Here is a 24,343-nt window from a genome sequence, read left to right as displayed (position 1 = left end):
ACCACCGGTTATGGCATGCTCGCCTCCATGCAGCAGATATCGGTCAGCCCCGTCTTCGTCGGCCGTGGCAGCGAGATCACCGAACTGACCGACGCGCTGCGCCGGGCGGGCACCGGCAGCCCCCAGGCCATCCTGATCGGCGGCGAGGCCGGCGTCGGCAAGACCCGGCTGCTGGAGGAGTTCCTGCAGCGGGCCGCCGACCGGGGAGCGGTCACCTCGCTCGGCAGCTGTCTGGAGGTGGGCGCCGAAGGCCTCCCGTACGCACCGCTGGCCGCCGCGCTGCGCCGGCTGCACCGCTCGATGGGCGCCGAACTGGAGGCCGCCGCGGCCGGCAGCGAAGGCCATCTGTCCCGGCTGCTCTCCGAGTTGGGCGAGGCGGACGGCGAACCGAACGACGAGTACAGCCGGGCCCGGCTGTTCGAGCACACCGCGAGGCTGTTCGAACGACTCGGCACGGACCGTACCCTCGTCCTCGCCGTCGAGGACCTGCACTGGTCCGACCGCTCCACCCGCGAACTGCTCGCCTTCCTGGTGCGCACCCTGCACAGCTCCCGGGTGCTGCTGGTCGCCACCTACCGCAGCGACGACCTGCACCGCCGGCACCCGCTGCGCCCCTTCCTCGCCGAACTCGACCGGCTGCGCACCGTCCAGCGGTTGGAGCTCGCCCGGTTCGACCGCCGCGAGGTGGCCGCCCAGCTGGCCGGCATCCTCGGCACCGCCGTCCCCGAGCGCCAGCTGGTGGACCGGATCCACCGCCGCTCCGAGGGGAACCCCTTCTTCGTCGAGGAGCTGGCCACCGCCTTCGACGACGGCTGCGGCGCCGGCCTGACCGACTCCCTGCGGGACATCCTGCTGGTGCGGGTCGAGGGCCTGGACGAGGAGGCCCAGCGGGTGGTGCGGATCGCCGCCGAGGGCGGCTCGCACGTCGAACACGCCCTGCTGGCCGCCGTCCTGGACGACGACGAGGAGTCGCTGATCGAGGCGCTGCGCTCGGCCGTCGGCGCCAACATCCTGCGCCCGGACTCCGAGGGCGAGGGCTACCGGTTCCGGCACGCGCTGGTCCGCGAGGCGGTCTCGGACGACCTGCTGCCCGGCGAACGGCACCGGATCAACCGCAAGTTCGCGCTCGCCGTGGAGGCGCAGCCGCAGCTCGTCCCCGGCGACGCGCTGCCCGCCCGGCTGGCCAACTACTGGTACCACGCGCACGATCCGGCCCGCGCCCTGCCGACCGCCCTGAACGCCGCCCGCGCCGCCCGGCGCCGCAACGCCTTCGCCGAGCAGCTGGGCATGCTGGAGCGGGCCCTGGAGCTGTGGGACATGGTCACCGAGGACGTGCTGGCGCACACCCTGCGCCCGTACGACTGGGCCGAGACCTACCCGCCCGGCTCCTGCGACCACAAGGCCGCCGACGAGGACTGCGACCGGATCCAGCTGGAGGACGTGCTGGCCGAGGCGGTGGTCGCGGCCCGGCGCTGCGGCGACCGCGAGCGCGGGCTGAGCCTGGCCAAGCGCGGGCTGCGGCTGGTCGACGAGACGGTGCACCCGGTGCGCGCGGCCTGGTTCCGGATCAACCGGGCCCGGATGCTGGGCAGCCTGCGCCGCTCCGGGGACGAGGAGGAGATCGCCCACGCGCTGCGACTGGTGGAGCACCTGCCGCCGTCCGCCGTGCAGGCCGAGGTGCTCGCGCTCGGCGCCGGCTCGGCGATGCTCAAGAAGCCCGGGCCCGAGCACCTCGAACTCGCCGAGCGGGCGATCCGGATCGCCCAGCAGGTCGGCGCGCACTCGGTCGAGGTGCACGCCCGGATGACCCTCGGCGGCCTGCGCTACGACGTCCAGGGCGACGCGGAGGGCGGCCTGGCCGAACTGGTCGGCGCGGTCGAGCGCGCCCGCCGGCTGGGCGTGCCCGACCTGCTGCTGCGCGGCATCAACAACCTCGCCAGCCTGCAGCGCGGGCTGGGCCGGGCCGCGGACGCCGTGAAACTGGCCCGCGAGGGCCTGGAGTTCGCCGACGGCAGCGGCCTGCTGCGCAACATCGGCACCATCCTGACCGGCAACCTGGTCGAGGCGCTGATCGACCTCGGGCGGGTCCGGGAGGCGGAGGAGGTGCTCGCCGCCAGCGAGCTGACCAGCCTGAGCGGCACCCACGCCGAGTTCCTGGACCGGATGCGGGGCGAACTCACCCTGCTCAAGGGGGACCTGCCCGGCGCGGCGACCATGCTGGCGCAGGCCAGGGCGGCCAACCGGGTCGGCCAGGTCCAGCACAGCGTGCCGATCAGCCGGCTCGCGGTGCGGCTCGCCGCGGTCGCCGGGCGGCCGCTGGAGGCCCGGGCCGAACTGCTCGCCGCGCTCGCCGAGGACGGCCGGCTCAGCCACGAGTCCGACGTCTACCCGCTGCTGGTCGAGGCCGCCGCGGTGGAGGCGGACAGCCGCGGCCTGCCGGAGGCCGAGGCGGGCCGCCCCGGGGCGCTGGCCGCGATCGCCGCGGCGGCCGCCGAGCTGCGGCCCCGGGCGCCGCTGCACCACGGCTGGGCCCGGCTGCTGGAGGCCGAACTGGCCCGGGCCGAGGGGGCCGACACCCCCGCTCAGTGGGCCGCGGCGATCGAGGCGCTGCGGCCGCCCGGCCTGCCGTACCCGCTGGCGCTCGCCCTGCTGCGGGCCGGCGAGGCCGAGGTGCGGGCCGGGCGCCGCGAGGCCGCGGCCGAACTGCTGCGCGAGGCGGCCGAACTGGCGGCCGTACGGGACGACCGGCCGCTGGCGGCGCAGATCGCGGGCCTGGCCGAGCGGGCCGGGCTGAACCTCGCCCCCCGTGAGCGGGCGGCCGCCGCGGCCGCTCCGGCCGCTGCCGCCGGGGACTCCTTCAACCTCACCCCCCGTGAGCGGGACGTGCTCCGGTTGCTCTCGCGCGGCTGGACCAACCGGCAGATCGCCGAGGAGCTGTACATCTCTCCGAAGACCGCAAGCGTGCACGTGTCCAACATCCTGGGCAAGCTCGCGGTCGGCGGCCGGGGCGAGGCGGGCGCGCTGGCGCACCGCCTGCGGCTGTTCCCGGACGATCAGGCCCTGTCCGGCCGCTGAACGCACCCCCGCCGCCGGGCCGGACCGCCGTCGACGGGGCCGGATCCGGCGGCGGGGCGCTGTCGCGTGCTCCCGTGCGCGCCGCGTGAGCCCCTGCCCGCGCGCCGCCGCCAACCGGGCCGATCCATCGGAATCGGGGGCATTCCCCCACCCTTCCGCCATTACTCTAAGTTCAATGTGCGTGTCATTGAGTGACGGAATTGGTGTAGGGTCCAGCTCGGGAGCATCGGTGCGGTGCGGTGGCCGGAAGGCCGCCCACCCCCTGGGCCGCCGTCCTGACGGGGCACCAGGCCACCGCGTACGGCCGAGAGGTGCGCGGCCGGTGGCCCGTGGCCGGGGCGCGAGGCCCCGGGCCGGAGGGGGAGAGGCCGAGTGAGCTCCACCGATACGGTGCTGCCCGGAGCCGGACGCCCGGGCCCGCCGCCCGCCGACACGTCCGCCGCCGGCACGCCCGCCGCCGACGCGCCCCCGCCCGCCGACCCCGGCCGGTGGGGCCGGCTCCAGGAGAGCCGCGCCCTGCCCGGCCTCGCCCTGGGCGCCCTCTGCCTGGCCTACGCCACCGGCGCCGCCACCGGCTGGGGATCCCGACAACTGTCCATCTTCATGGGAGACTTCGGACTGGCCGCGGCGGCCCTCGCGGCCGCCCTGTCCTGCCTGGTGTACGGCTGCACGGTCGGCGGCCACACCCGCCCGGCCTGGCTGCTGTTCGGCCTCTCCTCGCTGATGGTCGCCTTCGGCAACGGCACCTGGGGCTGGTACGAACTGGTCGTGCGCACCCCGCTGCCGCGGGACTCGCTCGCCGAGTACGCCTTCCTGCTGTTCGCCCCGCTCGCCATCACCGGCGTCCTGGTGCTCGCCCAGCGCCCGCGCTCGGCGGCCGGCTGGCTCTGCCTGCTCCTCGACGGCTGGCTGATCGCCGGCTCGCTGTTCACCCTCAGCTGGAGCCTGGCACTGGGCCGGATCGCCGCCGGCGAGGACGGCTCCCCGCTGCGCCTGGCCCTCAACCTGGGCTATCCGGTACTGGACATCCTGCTGGTCAGCCTGGTCGTCGGGCTGCGCTTCGGCGGCCGGGACGGCAACCGGGCGGCCGTGCACACCGCCATGCTGGCGCTCGCCGTCACCGTGCTGTGCGATGCCCTGTTCACCTCCCCGCAGCTGCGCAGCAGCTACCACTCCGGCGAACTGCTGGACGCCGGCTGGTTCTCCGGCAGCCTGCTGCTGGCCTGGGCCCCGTGGTCGCCGCGCCGGCGCCGCCCGCTGCGCGAACACCCCTCGGCCGGGGGCCTGCCGCGCCGCCGGGTGGCCACCACCTTCAGCGCGCTCACCCCGTACGCGGCCGCCGCGGTCTGCACCGCCGGCATCCTCTACAACGCCCTCGGCGGGCGCGCGTTGGACCGCGTGGTGGCCGCGGCCGCCTGCACCGTCGGGCTGGCGCTGATCCTCAGGCAGGGCGTGATGCTGCTCGACAACCTGTCGCTGGCCCAGGAACTCGCCCACAAGGAGGCGCACTTCCGCTCCCTCGTCCAGGGCTCCAGCGACGTCATCATGATCGCCGGCGCCAACGGCGTGCTGTCCTACGTCTCCCCGGCCGCGCTCGGCGTCTACGGCCGGGATCCGGAGGAACTGGTCGGCGGCAACCTGCTGGACCTCGTCCACCCCGAGGACGTGGACCGGGTGCTCTCCGAGGTCCGCCGCTACCTGGCCAGGGTCCGGCTCACCGCCCACCGCGTCCCCGGCACCGCCGAGCCCTCGGCCCGGGTGGAGTGCCGGATCAGCTCGGGCGGCGGCGAGTGGCTGCACGTCGAGTCCACCGTCAGCCGGCACCGCGACGGCCTGCTGCTGAACAGCCGCGACGTCACCGAACGCGTCATGCTCCAGGCCCAGTTGCAGCACAACGCCTTCCACGACCCGCTCACCGACCTGCCCAACCGGGCGCTGTTCACCCAGCGGCTGCGCGGCGCCCTCGGCGCCCGCGGCCAGCAGGGCGGGACCGGCCCGGCGGCCGGCGCCGGGATCGCGGTGCTCTTCCTCGACCTGGACGGCTTCAAGGCGGTCAACGACAGCGCCGGCCACCAGGTCGGCGACGAACTGCTGGTGCAGGCCGCCCGCCGGCTGCAGGGCGCCGTCCGCTCCGGGGACACCGTCGCCCGGTTCGGCGGCGACGAGTTCGCGGCGCTGGTCTGCGGACCGCTCGGCCGCCTGCAGGTCCAGGAGCTGGCCGAGCGGCTGCGCGTCGCCCTCTCCGCGCCGTACTGGATCGGCGGCGCCGAACTCAGCGTCGCCGCCAGCATCGGCATCGCCTTCGGCACCCCCGAACGCGGCCCCGCCGCCGACCCCAGGACCGCCGCCGACGAGCTGATGCGCAACGCCGACCTCGCGATGTACCGCGCCAAGTCCGAGGGCAAGGGCCGGGTGGTGCTCTACACCCCCGCCATGCGGGCCGACCTGGAGCGCCGCACCGAACTGGAGGAACGACTGAGACTGGCCGTCCGGGAGGGCGGCTTCACCCTGCTCCACCAGCCCGTCGTGGACCTCGCCACCGGCGCGGTGACCGGCGTGCAGGCGCAGCCCCGCTGGTGCTCGGCGGGCGGCCTGCTGCTCACCCCGGCCGAGTTCCTGCGCTCCGCCGAACACGGCGACGCGGCCACCCGGTTCTCCCGCTGGCTGGTCCGCGAGGCCGTCCTCGCGGCCGTCGACCGGCGCGGCCTGACCGGCCGCGGCCGCGGCGCCCCGGAGCCCGTCCCGGTGGCCGTACGGCTCTCCGCCGAGCGCCTCTGCTCGCCCGGCCTGTACGAGACGGTGGCCGCCGCGCTGCGCGACAGCGGGCTGCCGGCCGGCGAGCTGGTGATCGAGGTCGCCCGGACGGGGCCGGACTCGCTCGCCGACGAACTCGGCCGCCGACTGGCCGCGTTGCGCCGCCTCGGCGTGGGCGTCTGGCTGGCCGGCTACGGCGCCGGCGGAGGCTCGCTCGGCGCCCTCGCCCGGCTGCCCCTCGACGGCCTCAAGCTGGACCGCACGCTGGTGCAGGACCTCGGCGAGTCCTCGCTCGCCCGCACGCTCGCCGGGCACGCCCTGCGGCTCGGCCACGACCTCGGGATGGCCACCGCCGCCGAGGGGGTGGACCTGCCCCGGCAGGTCGCCGCGTTGCAGCAACTCGACTGCGGACAGGCCCAGGGCTCCGCCTTCGCCCCGCCGCTGGACGAACCCCGGCTGCGCCGGGCGCTGGCCCGCCGCGGCTACCCGCTGCCCAAGCCGCTCGGCTCGTTCGCCGCCCGGCACGCGCACCCGGCCCCCGACACCCGGACGAGTGGCCGCCCGGACGCCGCGCCGGGACGTGTCGTACGTCACCACGGCGGCTCTGACCTGCCCGAACGCCGTGCCGCCACTGGTCCGGGCGGAGGTCCGCATGGCGAGACGGTCATCCCACCTGCTTGACACGCCACCCCGGACCGGAGGATGGTCGTTGCCATGCGCACCCGAATTCTCGTACTTGGCGGGCGCGTCGGCTGACAGGGCTCGCAAGCCCTGCTCGTGACAGACCGACGCGCCACCCCTCGCATGCCCTTGGGCACGAGGGGTTTTTTGTTGCACTGACGCTGTTCCACCCACGCAAGACCCCTGGCCTCGACCGCCCGGGACGTCCGATCCGTCGGACCGAGCGGGACGATAGAGGCAGAGCCGGCGATCGGCCCGGACCGGGACCCCACCCTCGCAGCACGGGGCCCGCAGCACCGGGTCGGCAAAACCCGAGAAGAGACAGGCAGATGACTGAGCACGCCGCATCCCCCCGCCGCGGGGACAACCCGGCCGCCAACGCTCCCGCTCCCCAGCACGTCGTCGAGACCATGACCGGCGCCCAGTCGCTCATCCGCTCGCTGGAGGCCGTCGGCGCGGACACCGTCTTCGGCATCCCGGGCGGGGCCATCCTTCCCGCGTACGACCCGCTGATGGACTCCGCCAAGGTGCGCCACATCCTGGTCCGGCACGAGCAGGGCGCCGGCCACGCCGCCACCGGCTACGCCCAGGCCACCGGCAGGGTCGGGGTCTGCATGGCCACCTCCGGCCCGGGCGCGACCAACCTGGTCACCCCGATCGCCGACGCCTACATGGACTCCGTGCCGATCGTCGCGATCACCGGCCAGGTCTCCTCCAAGGCGATCGGCACCGACGCCTTCCAGGAGGCGGACATCTGCGGCATCACGATGCCGATCACCAAGCACAACTACCTGGTCACCGACCCGGCCGAGATCCCCCGGGTGATCGCCGAGGCCTTCCACATCGCCGCCACCGGGCGCCCCGGCCCCGTCCTGGTCGACATCGCCAAGGACGCGCTGCAGGCCACCACCACCTTCCGCTGGCCGGTCGAGGCCGCACTGCCCGGCTACCGCCCGGTCACCAAGCCGCACGCCAAGCAGATCCGCGAGGCCGCGAAGATGCTGGTCGGCGCCAAGCGCCCGGTGCTGTACGTCGGCGGCGGCGTGATCAAGGCGCAGGCCACCGCCGAACTGCGGATCCTCGCCGAGCTGACCGGCGCCCCGGTGGTCACCACCCTGATGGCGCTCGGCGCCTTCCCCGACAGCCACCCGCAGCACCTGGGCATGCCCGGCATGCACGGCTCCGTCCCGGCCGTCACCGCCCTGCAGAAGGCCGACCTGCTGTTCACCCTCGGCGCCCGCTTCGACGACCGGGTCACCGGCAAGCTGGACGGCTTCGCCCCGTACGCCAAGGTCGTCCACGCCGACATCGACCCGGCCGAGATCGGCAAGAACCGCCCGGCGGACGTGCCGATCGTCGGCGACGCCCGCGAGGTGCTCGCCGACCTGATCGTCGCCGTCCAGGCCGAGTTCGACGCCGGCCACAAGGGCGACTACACCGAGTGGTGGGAGAAGCTCGACGAGTGGAAGAGGACCTACCCGCTCGGCTACGAGCCCGCCCCCGACGGCCGTCTCTCGCCGCAGCAGGTCATCGAGCGCATCGGCCGGCTGGTCGGCCCCGAGGCGATCTACGCCGCGGGCGTGGGCCAGCACCAGATGTGGAGCTCGCAGTTCATCCGGTTCGAGAAGCCGGGCACCTGGCTCAACTCCGGCGGCGCCGGGACCATGGGCTACGCCGTCCCCGCGGCGATGGGCGCCAAGGCCGGCCGCCCGCAGACCCCGGTCTGGGCCATCGACGGCGACGGCTGCTTCCAGATGACCAACCAGGAGCTGGTCACCTGCGCCCTGAACGACATCCCGATCAAGGTCGCGGTCATCAACAACGGCTCGCTGGGCATGGTCCGGCAGTGGCAGACGCTGTTCTACAACCAGCGCTACTCCAACACCGTGCTGCACTCCGGCCCCGGCCACGACGGCATCGAGCCGCCGGCGCAGGGCACCCGGATCCCCGACTTCGTCCTGCTGTCCGAGGCGATGGGCTGCGTCGGTCTGCGCTGCGAGCGCCCCGAGGACCTCGACGCGGTCATCCAGCAGGCGATGGCGATCAACGACCGCCCCGTCGTCATCGACTTCATCGTCCACCAGGACGCCATGGTCTGGCCGATGGTCGCCGCCGGGACCAGCAACGACGAGATCCAGTTCGCCAAGGGCGTGCGCCCCGACTTCGGGGACGACTCGGAGTGACCCCGCCCCCCACCCGCCCGTCGCCCACCGCCACCCTGCTCGGGACCGGCTACGCCTGGCCCCCCTCGCGCGACTGAGGAACCACATGTCCAAGCACACCCTCTCCGTCCTGGTCGAGAACAAGCCCGGCGTGCTCGCCCGCATCGCCTCGCTGTTCTCCCGTCGGGGCTTCAACATCGACTCCCTCGCGGTCGGCCCGACCGAGCACCCGGACGTGTCCCGGATGACGATCGTGGTCAACGTCGAGGACCTCCCGCTGGAACAGGTCACCAAGCAGCTCAACAAGCTCGTGAACGTGATAAAGATCGTCGAACTCGACCAGGCCGCTGCGATCCAGCGGGAACTGGTCCTGGTGAAGGTCCGCGCCGACAACGAGACCCGGTCGCAGATCGTCGAGATCGTCCAGCTGTTCCGTGCCAAGACCGTCGACGTGTCGCCGGAAGCGGTGACCATCGAGGCCACCGGCAGCTCGGACAAGCTGGAGGCCATGCTCCGGATGCTGGAGCCGTACGGCATCAAGGAGTTGGTCCAGTCCGGCCTGGTCGCCATCGGCCGCGGCGCCCGTTCGATCACGGACCGGTCGCTGCGCGCCCTCGACCGCAGCGCGTAGACCGCACGAGACGACGACCGTCTCACCCTCTGAAGCAAAGACCCACACCCCCGCCGGGTGCGCATACGGTAGGCACCGCGTACCCGGCACCCATCACGCAAGGAGATGTGCCCCCGTGGCCGAGCTGTTCTACGAAGACGACGCCGACCTGTCCATCATCCAGGGCCGCAAGGTCGCGGTCATCGGCTACGGAAGCCAGGGCCACGCCCACGCGCTGTCCCTGCGCGACTCCGGCGCCGACGTCCGCGTCGGCCTGAAGCCGGAGTCCAAGTCCCGCGCCAAGGCGGAGGAGGCGGGCCTGCGCGTCGTCACCCCGGCCGAGGCGGCGGCCGAGGCCGACGTCATCATGATCCTGGTCCCGGACCCGATCCAGGCCGACGTGTACGAGGCCGACATCGCCCCGCACCTGAAGGCCGGCGACGCCCTGTTCTTCGGGCACGGCCTGAACATCCGCTTCGGCTTCATCAAGCCCCCGGCGGACGTCGACGTCTGCATGGTCGCCCCGAAGGGCCCGGGCCACCTGGTCCGCCGCCAGTACGAGGAGGGCCGCGGCGTCCCCGCGATCGTCGCCGTCGAGCAGGACGCCACCGGCAACGCCTTCGCCCTGGCGCTGTCGTACGCCAAGGGCCTGGGCGCCACCAAGGCCGGCGTCATCAAGACCACCTTCACCGAGGAGACCGAGACCGACCTGTTCGGCGAGCAGGCCGTCCTCTGCGGTGGCACCGCCGCCCTGGTGAAGGCCGGGTTCGAGACCCTGGTCGAGGCCGGCTACCAGCCGGAGATCGCCTACTTCGAGTGCCTGCACGAGCTGAAGCTCATCGTCGACCTGATGTACGAGGGCGGCCTGGAGAAGATGCGCTGGTCGGTCTCCGAGACCGCCGAGTGGGGCGACTACGTCACCGGCCCGCGGATCATCACCGACGCCACCAAGGCCGAGATGAAGAAGGTCCTCGCCGAGATCCAGGACGGCACCTTCGCCAACACCTGGATCGCCGAGTACAAGGCCGGCCTGCCCAAGTACAACGAGTACAAGAAGGCCGACGAGGACCACCTGCTGGAGACCACCGGCAAGAAGCTGCGCTCGCTGATGAGCTGGGTCAACGAGAAGGCCTGACCGCCTTCCCCGCCGACTCGGCACCGTAACTCCCTTGTACAAGTAGGCTGCTCTCGTCCGGGTGATTTCGCCGGACGGGAGCAGCCTGGCACCCAGCCCGTCGATACACTTCCGAGTGCGCGTCAGGCCCACAGCGTCGTGCGTCTACCTACGCGGCATGCCACCTTCCCCCTCCCTTCCACGCCACCCACGTGCCGGGGGAACCGGACAGTTAAGGACAACACTGTCGTGAGCACTGCGACCACTGTGAAAGCCGGCGTCGTACTGATCGCCGAAGAGCTGTCGCCCGCCACCGTCGACGCCCTCGGCCCCGACTTCGAGATCCGCCACTGCAACGGCGCCGACCGCAACGAACTGCTGACCGCGATCGCCGACGTCGACGCGATCCTGATCCGCTCCGCCACCAAGGTCGACGCCGAGGCGCTGGCCGTCGCCCGCAAGCTCAAGGTGGTCGCCCGGGCCGGCGTCGGCCTGGACAACGTCGACGTGGCCGCCGCCACCAAGGCCGGCGTGATGGTCGTCAACGCACCGACCTCCAACATCGTCACCGCCGCCGAACTCGCCTGCGGCCTGCTGATCTCCGTCGCCCGCAACATCGCGCCGGCCAACGCCGCGCTCAAGCAGGGCGAGTGGAAGCGCAACAAGTACACCGGCGTCGAACTGAGCGAGAAGACCCTCGGCGTCGTCGGCCTCGGCCGGATCGGCGTGCTGGTCGCCCAGCGGATGTCCGCGTTCGGGATGAAGATCGTCGCGTACGACCCCTACATCCAGGCTGCCCGCGCCGCGCAGATGGGCGTCAAGCTGGTCACCCTGGAGGAGCTGCTGGAGGTCTCGGACTTCATCACCGTCCACCTCCCGAAGACCCCCGAGACCATCGGCCTGATCGGCGACGAGGCGCTGCACAAGGTCAAGCCGACCGTGCGCATCGTGAACGCCGCCCGCGGCGGCATCGTGGACGAGGAGGCGCTGGCGAGCGCCCTGCGCGAGGGCCGGGTGGCCGGCGCCGGCCTCGACGTGTACGCCAAGGAGCCGTGCACCGACTCCCCGCTGTTCGCGTTCGACAACGTGGTCGCCACCCCGCACCTGGGCGCCTCCACCGACGAGGCGCAGGAGAAGGCCGGCATCGCGGTGGCGAAGTCGGTGCGCCTCGCGCTGGCCGGCGAGCTCGTGCCGGACGCCGTGAACGTCCAGGGCGGCGTGATCGCCGAGGACGTCCGCCCGGGCCTGCCGCTGGCCGAGAAGCTCGGCCGGATCTTCACCGCGCTGGCCGGCGAGGTCGCCGTCCGGCTCGATGTCGAGGTCCGCGGCGAGATCACCCAGCACGACGTGAAGGTGCTCGAACTGTCGGCCCTGAAGGGCGTGTTCGAGGACGTCGTGGCGGAGACGGTGTCCTACGTCAACGCCCCGCTGTTCGCCCAGGAGCGCGGCGTCGAGGTCCGCCTGACCACCTCCAGCGAGAGCCCCGAGCACCGCAACGTGATCACCGTGCGCGGCACGCTCGGCAACGGCGAGGAGATCGCCATCTCCGGCACGCTGGCCGGCCCCAAGCAGATCCAGAAGATCGTCGGCGTGGACGCCTTCGACGTGGACGTGGCGCTCACCGACCACATGGCCTTCTTCAAGTACGAGGACCGCCCCGGCGTGGTCGGCGTGCTCGGCCGCCACCTCGGCGACGCGGGCATCAACATCGCCGGCATGCAGGTCGCCCGCGACGGCGGCGGCGCCCTGGCCTCCCTCACCGTGGACAGCGAGATCCCGGGCGAGGTGCTGACGGCGATCGCCGCCGAGATCGGCGCCCGCTTCGCGCGCTCGGTCGACCTGGGCTGAACCTGACGCCCCGCGGGGCCCGGACCGCCGTTTCGAACGGCGGTCCGGGCCCCGCTGCGTTCACCGGGGAGGCTCCCGTCTCAGATAGTAGGAAATCCAAGTATTCGTGCAGACACGGTCCCGACCTGGTCGTACCGTGGAAGGGCCATACGGTGAGCCGCCCCTGTAGCCAGGGCGCGCGGCCCGTGTGCGCGTGCGCCGTCACGGGCAGGCGACCCCTGCCCAGCGCGTACCCCGCCGCGCACAGCCGGCCCCCTCGGGGCGCGCCGCGCACGGCACCTCCTTCTCCCTCCCGCGCTGCTCCGCAGCCCGCTTCCAAGGAGCCCGGTATGCCCTCCACCGCCGACCGCCACGCCACTGCCACCCCCTCCGCCGCCCCCGTCCGCGCCCCGCGCCGCCGCCGGGCCGCCGAGCGGCCCCCCTTCGCGGCCGCCGCCCTCCAGCGCGCGCTGGACCGCCGGGACAACGGCGGCGTGACCGGCCACCGCTGAGGCCGCCGCTGGGCGGTCGCCGCTGAACGGCCACCGCTGAACGGTCGGCGCTGAACAGTCGGCGCTGAACGACCATTGGCGGGCGGCCGCCGCTGAGCGGCGCCGCGGGTGGCGTTCATCGGGCTACTGCTCCGAACGGGCTGACGGTACGTCACTCCGTAGAGTGCAACCGCGTTCCGTTCGAGGGAAGTTGCTCGCCCCCGCTGTCGCGATCATCCTAATTTGGGGCCCCCGGAAGGGTGATCGGCGGCCGCGCGGGCGGGCGCCAGCGACACGGAGTGCGGATCAGTCCCCCCTGCCGGGGGAAAGGGCCCAGTGCGCCTGCCACCCGTCCGCCGACCCATCGCCCGGATCGGCCTCACCCTGGCCCTGCTGGCCGGGAGCGTCGCCCTCGCCGCCGGGCCGTCCGCCGCAGGGGCGCCGTCCGCCCCGGCGCCCGGAGCCGGCCGAACGGCCTCCGTCCTGCTCGAACTCACCACCGAGGCGGCCGGCCCCGCCTGGCAGCGCGCCGCCGACAGCGCCCGGCGCGCCGAGCGCTCCCCGGAGACCGTCCGCCGGGAGGCCGCCCGGGCCGGCGCCGCCCAGCGGGCCCGGACCGGGGACGCGCTCGACCGGCTCGCCGGCGCCGTCCGGCGGGCGGCCCCCGCCGCCCGCGAGCTCTACCGCACCCAGACCCTGCTCACCGGCCTCGCCGTCAGCGCACCCGCCGACCGACTGCCCGCCCTGCGGGCCCTGCCCGGCGTCCGGGCCGTCCACCCGATCGTCGACAAGCGGCGGGACAACGCCCACTCCGTCCCGCTGACCGGCGCCCCGCAGGTCTGGGCCGGCGGCTCCGCGCCCGGCGGCAACACCGGGAAGGGCGTGCGGATCGGGATCATCGACAGCGGCATCGACTACACCCACGCCGACTTCGGCGGCCCCGGCACCGAGGAGGCCTTCCGCTCGGTCGAGCGCGGCAAGCCGGCACCGCCCGCCCTGTTCCCCAACGCCAAGGTCGTCGGCGGCAAGGACCTGGTCGGTGACGACTACGACCCGGACCCGGCCTCCCCGCACCACCAGCCCGTGCCGCACCCCGGCGACAACCCGCTCGACTGTGTGCGCAACGGCCACGGCACGCACGTCGCCGGCACCGCCGCCGGGTACGGCGTCACCGCCGACGGCCGCCCGTACACCGGCCCGTACGGGCCCGGGCTTGACCCGGCCGCCTTCAAGGTCGGCCCCGGCGCGGCCCCCGGCGCCCAGCTGTACGCGATCCGGGTGTTCGGCTGCGACGGCTCCACTGACCGGCTCGCCCAGGCCCTCGACCTGGCCGCCGACCCGAACGGCGACGGCGACCTCGCCGACCGGCTCGACGTCGTCAACCTCTCGCTCGGCAGCCGCTTCGGCAGCACCGACGACACCGACGCGCTGGCCGTCGACCGGCTCGCCGCGCTGGGCACCGTCGTGGTCGCGGCCGCGGGCAACGACGGCGACGTGTACGGCATCGGCGGCAGCCCAGGCACCGCCGCCCGGGCGATCACCGTCGCCGCCTCCGTCCACGGGCACGCCGACGTGGACGGCCTCACCGTCCTCGCCCCCGCCGACCTCGCCGGGGTCGTCCCGGCACACTGGAGCGAGCGCTACCAGGGCTGGTCCACCGCCGACGTCACCGGCGAACTCGCCCTGCCCGCCGACCAGTCGGACGGCTGCACCGCCTTCAGCGACGCCGACCGGCAGCGACTGGCCGGCCGGATCGCCGTGCTCGCCTGGAAGACCGCCGAGGCCGACCGGCCCTGCAACTCCGGCCCGCGCGCCGACCACGCCGCCGACGCCGGCGCGATCGGCGCGCTCTACGCCGCCGACACCGACCACCTCGCCGAGATCGCGGGCGACGACCGGATCCCGGCCGCGCTGCTGGCCCGCGCCGACGGCGAGCGGCTGCGCCGGGCCGCGGCCGCCGGGCCGGTGCGGGTCCGGCTCGCCGCACCCGGCAACCCGCTGCACGGCTCCGTCGCACAGGACCAGCCGGCCCGGGCCGACACCCTCACCGACTTCACCTCCCGCGGCCTCGGCGTGCCCGGGGTCGTCAAACCCGACCTCGCCGCCCCCGGCGAGAGCATCTGGTCCGCCCTGGTCGGCAGCGGCGCCGGCGGCCAGCGCGAGAGCGGCACCTCGATGGCCACCCCGCACGTCGCCGGGCTCGCCGCGCTGGTCCGCGCCGCGCACCCGGACTGGCCGGTCGAGCAGCTCAAGGCCGCACTGATGAACACCACCGCGGACACCCACCTCGGCGACGACCACGGCGGCCCGGTCTACGGGCCCGAGCGCACCGGGGCCGGGCGGGTCCGGGTCGACCTGGCCGTCCGCACGCCCGCCGTCGCCTACGCGGCGGGGGACGGCGCCGAGGAAGGCGCCGTCGGGGTCTCCTTCGGGCCGGTCGAGGTCGGCGGGCCGACCTCGCTCGGACGGGACATCGAGGTCCGCAACCACTCCGACGCGCCGCTGAGCTACCGCACCGGCTACGCGGCGGCCACCGAACTGCCCGGCGCCGCGTTCGCGGTCTCCCCGGCCCGGGTCGACGTCCCCGCGGGCGGCGCCGCCCGGGTCCGGGTGACGCTGTCCGTCCCCGGGCAGCTGGGGCGCGCGCCCGACCCGACCATCGACACCCTGCAGGGCGGCAAGGCGCGCAGCTACCGGGGCGAACTCTCCGGGCGGGTGCTGCTCACCCCGGCCGCGGACGACACCCTGCCGCAACTGCGCGTCCCGGTGTTCGCGGCCCCCCGGCCGGCGAGCGACCTCGCGGCGACGGCCTCCGTCCGGACCGCGCGGGACGGCACGCTCGTCACGCTCGGCGGCAGCGCCGCGCCCGGCGCGACACCCGGACTGGTCACCGCCCTCGCCCTCGGCGGCGAAGGCGCCCGCTGGGCCGACTGCCCGGTCGGCAGCGGCGCCGCCGTCGGGCCGGGCGCGGGCATCCGGCCCGAGGACGCGGGGGAGGGCGGCGACCCGGCGCAGGACGTCTGCGTCGAGCACCCCGGTGAGCGGTCCGCCGACCTGCGGGCGGTCGGCGCGGCCGTCGACTCCGACCTGCTGTACGTGGGCGCGCAGCTGTGGGCGCCCGCCGCGAGCCCGGTCGGGCTGTACGGCGTGCGGGTCTCGCTGGACACCGACGGGGACGGCACCACCGACGTCTTCCTCAAGGCCGACCGGCTGCGCGGCAGCGACGTCCTGGTCTCCCGCGCCGTCGACGCCCGGACCGGGGACGAACTCGACGTCCAGCCGTTGAACGCCCGCTGGGGTGACACCGACACCGCGCTGCTGGACAGCGACGTGCTCGTCCTGCCCGTCCGGCTGAGCGCCCTGCCCGGCGTCGGGCCCGGGCACAGCACCGTGCACTACGGCGTCTGGACCGGCACCCCCGCCCCAGGCACCCCGGACGCGGCCGAGGCCTTCTCCGCCATCGGCCTGCGCGGCACCCGCCCGGCCGTCCCGCTGGACGTCCTGCACCCGGCCGTCGCCGCCCAGGCCGGCCCCACCGGCCCCCCGGCGGTGCTGGCCCCGGTCGGCCCCGGCGACGTCCTCGCCGTGCACCGTGCCGCAGGTGACGCCACCAAGCTGCTGCTGGTGCACCACCTCAACCCGGGCGGGCGGCGGGCCCAGGTGCTGACCCTGCCCTGACCCCCGGCAGCGTGGACGAGGGCGGCCCGGCGACCACCGCGGGCCGCCCTTCGCGTTCCGCTACGCCCGGCCGGAAGCCCCGCCGGGGTGCCCGTCCGGGCCGTCCGCGGGGCGTCCGTCCGGGCCGTCACCGGGGTGCCCGTCCGGGCCGTCGGCCGGGCGTCCGGCGGCGGACCGGCGGCGCTCGCGGCGGGGCGTGTGGGCGGGGCGGCGGCGGTGGAGGAAGGCGAACCCGGCGACCAGGACGAGGGCGGCGGCCGTCGCGGAGGCGACGGTCAGCCCTTCGGTGAGGCCGGGCGGCCGGAAGACGCAGGCGACGCGGGAGGCCCCCGGGCCGAGCGGCACGCCGATCATGCCCAGCACCGGGGTGGGAGCGGTGTACCGGCCGCCGTCGACGGCGCAGGTCCAGCCCTCGGCGGCGGAGACCGAGAGCAGGGCCGTACCGGAGGAGCCCGCCGGGAGGGTCGCGGCCAGGCTGTGCCCGCCGGCCTCGACGCGGGTGGCGCCGGTGGCGGTGAGCCGGGCGACGGCGGTGTCCAGGGCGCCGGCCCGCAGGCAGCCGATCGGGCGCGCGGGTACCTGGCTCACCGTGTCGGACCGCAGCGTCACCCGGACCACGCCGTCCGCCGGGACGGTGCCCAGCCGGTGGACCGCCACCGCCGTGGTGGGCTGCTCGCCGTCGCTGCGGTAGCCGGTGCCGAGACCGCTGACCGTGCCGTGGTACCAGACGCCGTGGAAGTACGCCGTCGAGCCGGGCGTGCACGCGGCGGTGAGGACGGTGCCCTCCCCGCCGGGCGGCACCGACCAGCCGCTCGTGCCGTGCAGGGTGGGCGCGGGGCCGCCGGCCGGGACGGGCAGCGGGGCGTCGTACACCTGGCTGCCGAGCAGCGACTCCTGCCGGGACCAGACCGAGGTGGTGTCCGGGTGAGCGTCCGGCGGCAGCACGGTGACCAGCGGCGGTGCGGCGGCCCGGCCGGGCGTGAAGCCGTCCGGCGGCGGACCGTCCGCCAGGTGCGCGTGCACGCCGAACAGGGCCTGCCCGACCAGGTCGGCGACGCTCGCGGTCTGCCGGCCGCCGGCCGTCCAGCCCGCGCCGAGGTCGTGCAGCAGCAGGGCGGTGACGGTCGGCAGGTAGCTGCTGAAGTAGCCGCCGCCCTGGCCGTTCAGCAGCAGCGGGTCGTTGGGGGTGAAGGCGTGCGGGCCGGGGTCGCTGCGGCCGCGCGGCCAGTCGTCGGCCTCGCGGACCGCCGCGTGGCCGGCCCGCACGGCCGCCGAGGGGGCGCCGTCGGAGGGCGCCGCGCCGAGCGCCGCGTACCCGGACCAGACGGCGTTGCCGAGCACCGCGGCGCCGATCACCCAGGTCGCGAGGGCGTTCGCCCGCCGGTCGGGGTGCCGGCGGTCCAGGATCCACAGCGCGGTGAGCAGGACGGCGCCGCCGACGGTCAGCAGCACCCAGGTGGCGGGGCGCACCGAGTGCCGGCTCGCCGCCACGGCGGCGATCACCGCGACGACGGCGGCGCCGCCCAGCAGCGTGACGGCGTCCGGCCGGTGCGCCAGCGACACCCAGCCGGCCAGCACCAGCAGCCCGCTGAGCACGAACGCCACCCGGTACGGGCCGCCCGCCGGGATCGCCAGGCCGTGCCAGACCAGGACGGTCGGCGTCCAGACGAAGACGAGCACCACCAGCACCAGCGCCGCGCACCACACCGCCCGCTCCCGGGCCCGGACCCGCCGGTTGAACGGCAGCCCGCACACCAGCAGCAGCCCGAACAGGCCGATCGCCACGTCCGGCAGCGCCGGCCCGCCGTGCGTGGCGGGCAGCAACTGGGCGAGGTGGCCGCCGACGCCGGACGGGCCGAGCGGCTGCACCGGCGACTCCGGCTGGGCTCCCCGCGCGGCCCGGACCGCGACGAACAGCACCGGCGAGGCCAGCAGCACCCCGGCGGCCACCGCGGTGACGGCCCTCCCGGTGGCCCGGACCCGGAGGCGCAGCGGCCGCCGGGCGGCGAACAGCCGCACGGCGAACAGGAGTCCGGCGATCAGGGTGGCCAGGGCGGCGGTGTACAGGTTGCCGGCCCAGGCGACGGCGACGCACAGCGAGCCGGCCACCCAGCGCCGCTCGTGCAGGCACCAGTCGGCCACGAGGCCGAGCAGCGGCAGCGACACCAGGCCCCAGAGCCACATCGGCGCGGCGCCGCCGACGTCCAGCACCCAGGCGCACAGCCCGTACCCGACGGCGGCGAGCGCCCGCAGCCGGCGCGGGCCGGGGTGGAGGCGGCCGAGCAGCCGGGCCATCAGGGCGGTGCCGAGGCCGATGGTGGCGAGGGTGACCAGGACGACGGCGAGTTCGCCGCGGTCGCGGGGGAGGAGCGCGGCGGCCCAGGAGAACGGGTTCATCAGGTAGGCGAAGAAGTCCGCCAGGAACGGGACGCCGTACCCGCTGTTCCAGTCGAACAGCAGGTCCCCGGCGGCCTGCCCGTGCAGCAGGTCCCACAGGTGGGCGTGGTACGGGACGGCGACCGCGTCCGCCCCGGCGGCCCACTGCCCGCGCAGCCCGGCCGCCAGCGCGTACCCGCCCATCGCCAGCCCGGCCGCGCCCCCGCAGACCAGCGCCTCCCGCCGTCGCTCGCCCCTCACCCACGCGCCCCGTTCTGCCGGTGACCCCGAACCTCGCCACCCTAAGCGCGCCCCCGGCGCAGCTCTGATCACCCGCGCCCCCTCGAAGGAGTGGCGTGCGAGAAGGCTCCGCCGAGTGGCCTGAGAGCGCCGTCAGGAGGCCCGTACGGAAGGAACCATGAGCATCGATCCGTACCCCGGCGGACGATGTGCGAGGCGGGGGACGTGCTGCCGGCCGTGGAGGTGGTATCGCGGGAGTCGCAGGAGCGGGATCGCGACACCAAGCCCCGGAAGTACGCTGCGGCCGGCATCCCGCACTTCTGGCGAGTGGAGAGCGATGACGAGGGCCGCCCGGTCGCATACGTGCACGAACTGGACCCCGCCACCAGGGCCTATGGCCTGACCGGCAGCTACCACAAGCAGTTGACGGCCGACCGGCCGTTCCCGGTCGAGATCGACCTGGCCTGACCTGACCTGACCGGACCCGAGCGGATCTGACCGGTCCCCGCCCTGGCCGTCCGCATGGTGGACGTCAGGTGTCAGCCCCTGGGACGGCGGAGTAGGGTCCGAGCATGTCTCGCACCATTCGTCTCGCAGTTGTCCCGGGTGACGGCATCGGCCAGGAAGTGGTGGCCGAAGGCCTCAAGGTCCTCGGCGCCGTGCTTCCCTCCGACGTGAAGCTGGAGACCACCGAGTACGACCTCGGGGCCCGGCGCTACCACCGGACGGGGGAGACGCTGCCGGACGACGTGCTGGCGGAGCTGAAGTCGCACGACGCGATCCTGCTGGGCGCCATCGGCGACCCGCGCGTGCCGTCGGGGGTGCTGGAGCGCGGGCTGCTGCTCAAGCTGCGGTTCGCCTTCGACCACCACATCAACCTGCGTCCGGGCCGCCTCTTCCCCGGCGTGAAGTCCCCGCTGGCGGGCGAGCCGGACATCGACTTCGTGGTCGTCCGCGAGGGCACCGAGGGCCCGTACGTCGGCAACGGCGGCTCGCTGCGCACCGGGACGCCGCACGAGGTGGCCACCGAGGTCAGCCTGAACACGGCGTACGGCATCGAGCGCGTGGTGCGCGACGCGTACCGCCGGGCCCAGGCGCGGCCGCGCAAGAAGCTCACCCTGGTGCACAAGAACAACGTGCTGGTGCACGCCGGGCACCTGTGGACGCGGATCTTCACCGAGGTCGGCAAGGAGTTCCCCGAGGTCACCACCGACTACCTGCACGTCGACGCGGCGACCATCTTCTTCGTCACCCAGCCCGAGCGCTTCGACGTCATCGTCACCGACAACCTGTTCGGCGACATCCTGACCGACCTCGCCGCCGCCGTCACCGGCGGGATCGGCCTGGCCGCGAGCGGCAACATCAACCCGAGCGGCGAGTTCCCGTCCATGTTCGAGCCGGTGCACGGTTCGGCGCCGGACATCGCCGGCCAGGGCAAGGCCGACCCGACCGCCACCGTGCTGTCGGTCGCCATGCTGCTGGAGCACCTCGGCTTCGCCGCCGAGGCCGCCAAGGTCGAGGCCGCCGTCGCGGCGGACCTGACCGAGCGCTCCGGCACCCGCAGCACCTCCCAGGTCGGCGACGCGCTCGCCGGTCGAGTATCCGGGTAGCGGGCCGGATCCGACAGCGGGGTTCCGGCCGGACAGGCCGGACCCGACAAGGTTTCCGGCCAGGTGGGCCGGACCGCATAACCGCAGCTTGCAGCTCCCAAAGGAGCGGACAGCTGTTCGGCACGGCCCTCTGGATGCGAGTATCGACAGTGGGCCGTGCCGCTGTGCGTTCATCCCGGCGTTCGATCGCCGGAGCGTGACGCCGGCGGTGGCGGCCCGGACCAACCCCACGGTGAAGGAAACAGCCATGAGCACGCCCACCCAGGCGCCCATCACGTTCGACCTCAAGCCCTCCGCCCACCCGCTGCCCGCAGCGGAGCGGGAGGCCCGGCTGGCCAACCCCGGCTTCGGCCGGGTCTTCACCGACCACATGGTCACCATCCGCTGGACCGAGGGCGTGGGCTGGCACGACGCCCAGCTCGCCCCGTACGCGCCGCTGGAGATCGACCCGGCGAACATGACGCTGCACTACGGCCAGGCGATCTTCGAGGGCCTGAAGGCCTACCGCCAGGCCGACGGCTCCATCGCCACCTTCCGCCCGGAGGCCAACGCCGCCCGCTTCCAGGCCTCCGCCCGCCGCCTGGCGATGCCGGAGCTGCCCGTCGAGACCTTCGTCGAGGCCGTCGAGCTGCTGGTCCAGCAGGAGCAGGGGTGGGTTCCGAACGAGCCGGAGCAGAGCCTCTACCTGCGCCCGTTCATGTTCGCCACCGAGGTCGGCCTGGGTGTCCGCCCGGCCAACTCGTACCTCTTCATGATCATCGCCTCGCCGGCCGGCGCCTACTTCCAGGGCGGCATCAAGCCGGTCTCGGTCTGGCTGTCCAAGGAGTACGTCCGGGCCGCGCCCGGCGGCACCGGCGCCGCCAAGTGCGCGGGCAACTACGCGGCCTCGCTGGTCGCCCAGGCCCAGGCCGCCGAGAAGGGCTGCGACCAGGTGGTCTGGCTCGACGCCGCCGAGCACCGGTGGGTCGAGGAGATGGGCGGCATGAACCTGTACTTCGTCTTCGGCGAGGGCAAGGACGCGCGGATCGTCACCCCGGAGCTGTCCGGGGCGCTGCTGCCCGGCATCACCCGTGACTCGCTGCTCCAGCTCGCCACCGACCTCGGCTACGCCGTCGAGGAGCGGAGGATCTCCACCGACGAGTGGCAGCAGGCCAACGCCGACGGCACCCTCACCGAGGTCTTCGCCTGCGGCACCGCCGCCGTGATCACCCCGGTCGGCTCGGTGAAGTCCGCCGCCGCCGACTGGACGGTCGGCACCGGCGAGCCGGGCCCGGTCACCATGGAGCTGCGCAAGGCGCTGCTGTCGATCCAGGGCGGCCAGAGCCCCGACACCCACAACTGGCTGCACAAGATCGTCTGATCGGCCCGCGCTCCGGCCCGCCCGCGACTCTGGCCCGCCGCACTCCGGCCCGCCCGCGCTCCGGCCGGCCTGCACTCCGACCGGCCCGCGCGCCGGCCGACCCCCGGGACCGCCCCCGGCCCGCCCGTTCCGCATCGCGAGACGGGCGGGCCGGAACCCGGGGCCTGTGCCAGACTGCCGACGTGTCCTCGCTTTCGCTGATGATTAGCAGCAGGCGCGCCGGTCCGCAGTGACCGCTTCCGCAAGGCCCGACGCGGAGCGACCACCAGCGTCCAGACCCGCGCGCAGACCTCTCGCACCCGCGAGGGGTCTTTTCGCTTTTTGGGCACCGCCCCATCGAGCACACCCCGGACCGGCCGGGAGCCCCCACGAAGGGCTCGGGGACACCGGGCCGCGCGCGCGATCCTGGAAGTGGAGCCGGACCGGAACCCGGCCAGAGCAGTACGAACCTCCCCGAACGGAGAACCAGGGGTCATGACCGAGGTCAGCCGTACCGACGACAGTTTCCACGTGTTCGACACCACGCTGCGCGACGGCGCCCAGCGTGAGGGCATCAACCTGACGGTGGCGGACAAGCTGGCCATCGCCCGGCACCTGGACGACTTCGGGGTCGGCTTCATCGAGGGCGGCTGGCCCGGGGCGAACCCGCGCGACACCGAGTTCTTCGCCCGCGCCGCCGCCGAGCTGGAGCTGGCCAACGCCCAGCTGGTCGCCTTCGGCGCCACCCGCAGGCCCGGCGGCAGGGCCGCGGACGACCCGCAGCTGGCCGCTCTCGTCAACTCCGGCGCCCCCGTCGTCACCCTGGTTGCCAAGTCGCACGACCGGCACGTGGAGCTGGCGCTGCGCACCACGCTGGACGAGAACCTGGAGATGGTCCGGGACAGCGTCGAGTTCCTGCGCTCCCGCGGCCGCCGGGTGTTCATCGACTGCGAGCACTTCTTCGACGGCTACCGGGCCAACCGCGAGTACGCCCTCGCGGTGGTCCGCACCGCGCACCAGGCCGGGGCGGACGTGGTGGTGCTCTGCGACACCAACGGCGGGATGCTGCCCGCCGACGTCCGGGAGATCGTCGCCGACGTGCTCGGCCACTGCGACGCCTACCAGCCCGGCGCCCGGCTCGGCATCCACGCCCAGGACGACACCGGCTGCGCGGTCGCCAACACCCTGGCCGCGGTGGACGCCGGCGCGACCCACGTGCAGTGCACCGCCAACGGCTACGGCGAGCGGGTCGGCAACGCCAACCTGTTCCCGGTGGTCGGCGCGCTGGAGATCAAGTACGACCGCCGGGTCCTGCCCGAGGGCCGGCTGGCGGAGATGACCCGGATCTCGCACGCGATCGCCGAGCTGGTCAACCTGACCCCCTCCACCCACCAGCCGTACGTCGGCTACTCGGCCTTCGCCCACAAGGCGGGACTGCACGCCTCCGCGATCAAGGTCGACCCGGACCTGTACCAGCACATCGACCCGGAGCGGGTCGGCAACACCATGCGGATGCTGGTCTCCGACATGGCCGGCCGGGCCTCGGTCGAGCTCAAGGGCAAGGAACTGGGCTACGACCTCTCCACCGACCGGGACCTGGCCGGGCGGGTGGTGGCCAAGGTGAAGGAGCAGGAGAACCTCGGCTACACCTACGAGTCCGCCGACGCCTCGTTCGAGCTGTTGCTGCGCGACGAGGTGCGCGGCAGCCGGGACCGCTTCTACACGCTGGAGTCCTGGCGGACCATCAGCGAGCAGGGCCCGCACGGCGTCTCCGGCAACGAGGCGACCGTCAAGCTGTGGGCCAAGGGCGAGCGCCGGATCGCGGTGGGCGAGGGCAACGGCCCGGTGAACGCGCTGGACCAGGCGCTGCGCACCGCGCTGGAGGGGATCTACCCGCCGCTGGCCACGTTCGAGCTGGTGGACTACAAGGTGCGCATCCTGGAGGGCCAGCACGGCACCGGTTCCAAGACCCGGGTGCTGATCGAGTCCACCGACGGCAGCACCACCTGGTTCACCGTGGGCGTGGCCGACAACGTGGTCGCCGCCTCCTGGCTGGCCCTGGAGGACGCGTACACCTACGGGCTGCTCCGCGCCGGGCTGGAGCCCACCGAGTAGCCGGCCGGAACCCGCTCCCTCACTGGGGTCAGCGCCGGGCGCCTCAGAGCCTGGTCAGCCCGACCAGCCCGACCAGCCCGACCAGCCCGACCAGCCCGACCCGCCCGCGGCCCACCGGACTTCGTACCAGGTCCCGTGGGCCGCGGGGCCGCGCGGTCATCGCAGTCGCGCCAGCAGGGCGTGTTCGACGAGGGTGATGAGGGCGCTCTTGGCGCTGTCGCGGCGGCGGGCGTCGAGGGTGATGACGGGGGTGTCGGCGCCGAGTTGGAGG

The 24,343-nt window shown here is 74.4% G+C and carries 12 protein-coding genes and 2 pseudogenes; 12 read left to right on the top strand and 2 right to left on the bottom strand.

The features are described from left to right. The first annotated feature begins 27 nt into the window (after positions 1-27). From IF30_RS0128900 to IF30_RS50370, 8 genes are all read left to right on the top strand, one after another. A complete protein-coding gene (locus IF30_RS0128900; RefSeq protein WP_234322879.1) occupies positions 28-3,075 on the top strand; it encodes a helix-turn-helix transcriptional regulator in 3,048 nt (1,015 codons plus the stop codon). A gap of 516 nt (positions 3,076-3,591) precedes the next feature. Then, positions 3,592-6,510 carry a putative bifunctional diguanylate cyclase/phosphodiesterase gene (locus IF30_RS0128895; RefSeq protein WP_051711455.1) on the top strand — a complete coding sequence of 973 codons (2,919 nt, stop codon included), beginning with the start codon at positions 3,592-3,594 and terminating at the stop codon, positions 6,508-6,510. 329 nt (positions 6,511-6,839) lie between these two features. Then, positions 6,840-8,693 carry an acetolactate synthase large subunit gene (locus IF30_RS0128890; RefSeq protein ID WP_030243910.1) on the top strand — a complete coding sequence of 618 codons (1,854 nt, stop codon included), beginning with the start codon at positions 6,840-6,842 and terminating at the stop codon, positions 8,691-8,693. Between the two features lie 85 nt (positions 8,694-8,778). Next, complete coding sequence (ilvN, locus tag IF30_RS0128885; RefSeq protein ID WP_030057405.1) at positions 8,779-9,303, top strand: acetolactate synthase small subunit; 525 nt, start codon at positions 8,779-8,781, stop codon at positions 9,301-9,303. Between the two features lie 115 nt (positions 9,304-9,418). After that, positions 9,419-10,417, top strand: coding sequence for a ketol-acid reductoisomerase (ilvC, locus tag IF30_RS0128880; RefSeq protein ID WP_030243908.1), 999 nt, complete (start codon positions 9,419-9,421; stop codon positions 10,415-10,417). Positions 10,418-10,663: 246 nt separating this feature from the next. After that, positions 10,664-12,244 carry a phosphoglycerate dehydrogenase gene (gene serA / locus IF30_RS0128875; RefSeq protein WP_030243907.1) on the top strand — a complete coding sequence of 527 codons (1,581 nt, stop codon included), beginning with the start codon at positions 10,664-10,666 and terminating at the stop codon, positions 12,242-12,244. Between the two features lie 329 nt (positions 12,245-12,573). After that, positions 12,574-12,735, top strand: a complete 162-nt coding sequence (locus IF30_RS48130; RefSeq protein WP_158835546.1) for a hypothetical protein — start codon at positions 12,574-12,576, stop codon at positions 12,733-12,735. Positions 12,736-13,050: 315 nt separating this feature from the next. Continuing rightward, positions 13,051-16,392 carry a S8 family serine peptidase gene (locus tag IF30_RS50370; protein WP_051711447.1) on the top strand — a complete coding sequence of 1,114 codons (3,342 nt, stop codon included), beginning with the start codon at positions 13,051-13,053 and terminating at the stop codon, positions 16,390-16,392. A gap of 60 nt (positions 16,393-16,452) precedes the next feature. Here IF30_RS50370 and IF30_RS0128860 read toward each other — a convergent pair whose 3' ends face one another. Next, entirely contained in the window at positions 16,453-19,029 is a 2,577-nt protein-coding gene (locus tag IF30_RS0128860; RefSeq protein WP_158835543.1) for a YfhO family protein, read from the bottom strand. Between the two features lie 174 nt (positions 19,030-19,203). Here IF30_RS0128860 and IF30_RS0128855 point away from each other — a divergent pair. The 4 genes and pseudogenes from IF30_RS0128855 to cimA all read left to right on the top strand — a co-directional run. Beyond that, positions 19,204-19,476, top strand: a pseudogene (locus IF30_RS0128855) (Uma2 family endonuclease); the annotation flags it as partial. A 104-nt stretch (positions 19,477-19,580) separates the two neighbouring features. Then, positions 19,581-20,618: a 3-isopropylmalate dehydrogenase gene (locus IF30_RS0128850; RefSeq protein ID WP_030243900.1), complete on the top strand. Its 1,038-nt coding sequence runs from the start codon at positions 19,581-19,583 to the stop codon at positions 20,616-20,618. A gap of 247 nt (positions 20,619-20,865) precedes the next feature. Then, positions 20,866-21,978 (top strand): branched-chain amino acid aminotransferase, encoded by a 1,113-nt coding sequence (locus IF30_RS0128845; RefSeq protein ID WP_030243898.1) that lies wholly within the window; start codon positions 20,866-20,868, stop codon positions 21,976-21,978. Between the two features lie 474 nt (positions 21,979-22,452). Beyond that, positions 22,453-24,072 carry a citramalate synthase gene (gene cimA / locus IF30_RS0128840; RefSeq protein ID WP_030243896.1) on the top strand — a complete coding sequence of 540 codons (1,620 nt, stop codon included), beginning with the start codon at positions 22,453-22,455 and terminating at the stop codon, positions 24,070-24,072. Positions 24,073-24,228: 156 nt separating this feature from the next. On the opposite strand, the pseudogene IF30_RS0128830 reads toward cimA, so the two are convergent. Further along, positions 24,229-24,343: pseudogene (locus IF30_RS0128830) on the bottom strand (ATP-binding protein); the annotation flags it as partial.

This window comes from Streptomyces sp. NRRL S-350 (genome assembly GCF_000719705.1).
In the GTDB taxonomy this organism is placed as follows: Bacteria; Actinomycetota; Actinomycetes; order Streptomycetales; family Streptomycetaceae; genus Kitasatospora.
The sequence above is the reverse complement of the archived record's forward strand: the minus strand, read 5'-3'. Positions and strand labels throughout refer to the sequence as shown.

Coding starts and splice junctions, on each gene's coding strand:
- IF30_RS0128845 (WP_030243898.1), top strand. CDS start 20,866: ATGAGCACGCCCACCCAGGCGCCCATCACGTTCGACCTCAAGCCCTCC.
- cimA (WP_030243896.1), top strand. CDS start 22,453: ATGACCGAGGTCAGCCGTACCGACGACAGTTTCCACGTGTTCGACACC.
- ilvN (WP_030057405.1), top strand. CDS start 8,779: ATGTCCAAGCACACCCTCTCCGTCCTGGTCGAGAACAAGCCCGGCGTG.
- IF30_RS0128900 (WP_234322879.1), top strand. CDS start 28: ATGCAGCAGATATCGGTCAGCCCCGTCTTCGTCGGCCGTGGCAGCGAG.
- IF30_RS0128890 (WP_030243910.1), top strand. CDS start 6,840: ATGACTGAGCACGCCGCATCCCCCCGCCGCGGGGACAACCCGGCCGCC.
- IF30_RS0128850 (WP_030243900.1), top strand. CDS start 19,581: ATGTCTCGCACCATTCGTCTCGCAGTTGTCCCGGGTGACGGCATCGGC.
- IF30_RS48130 (WP_158835546.1), top strand. CDS start 12,574: ATGCCCTCCACCGCCGACCGCCACGCCACTGCCACCCCCTCCGCCGCC.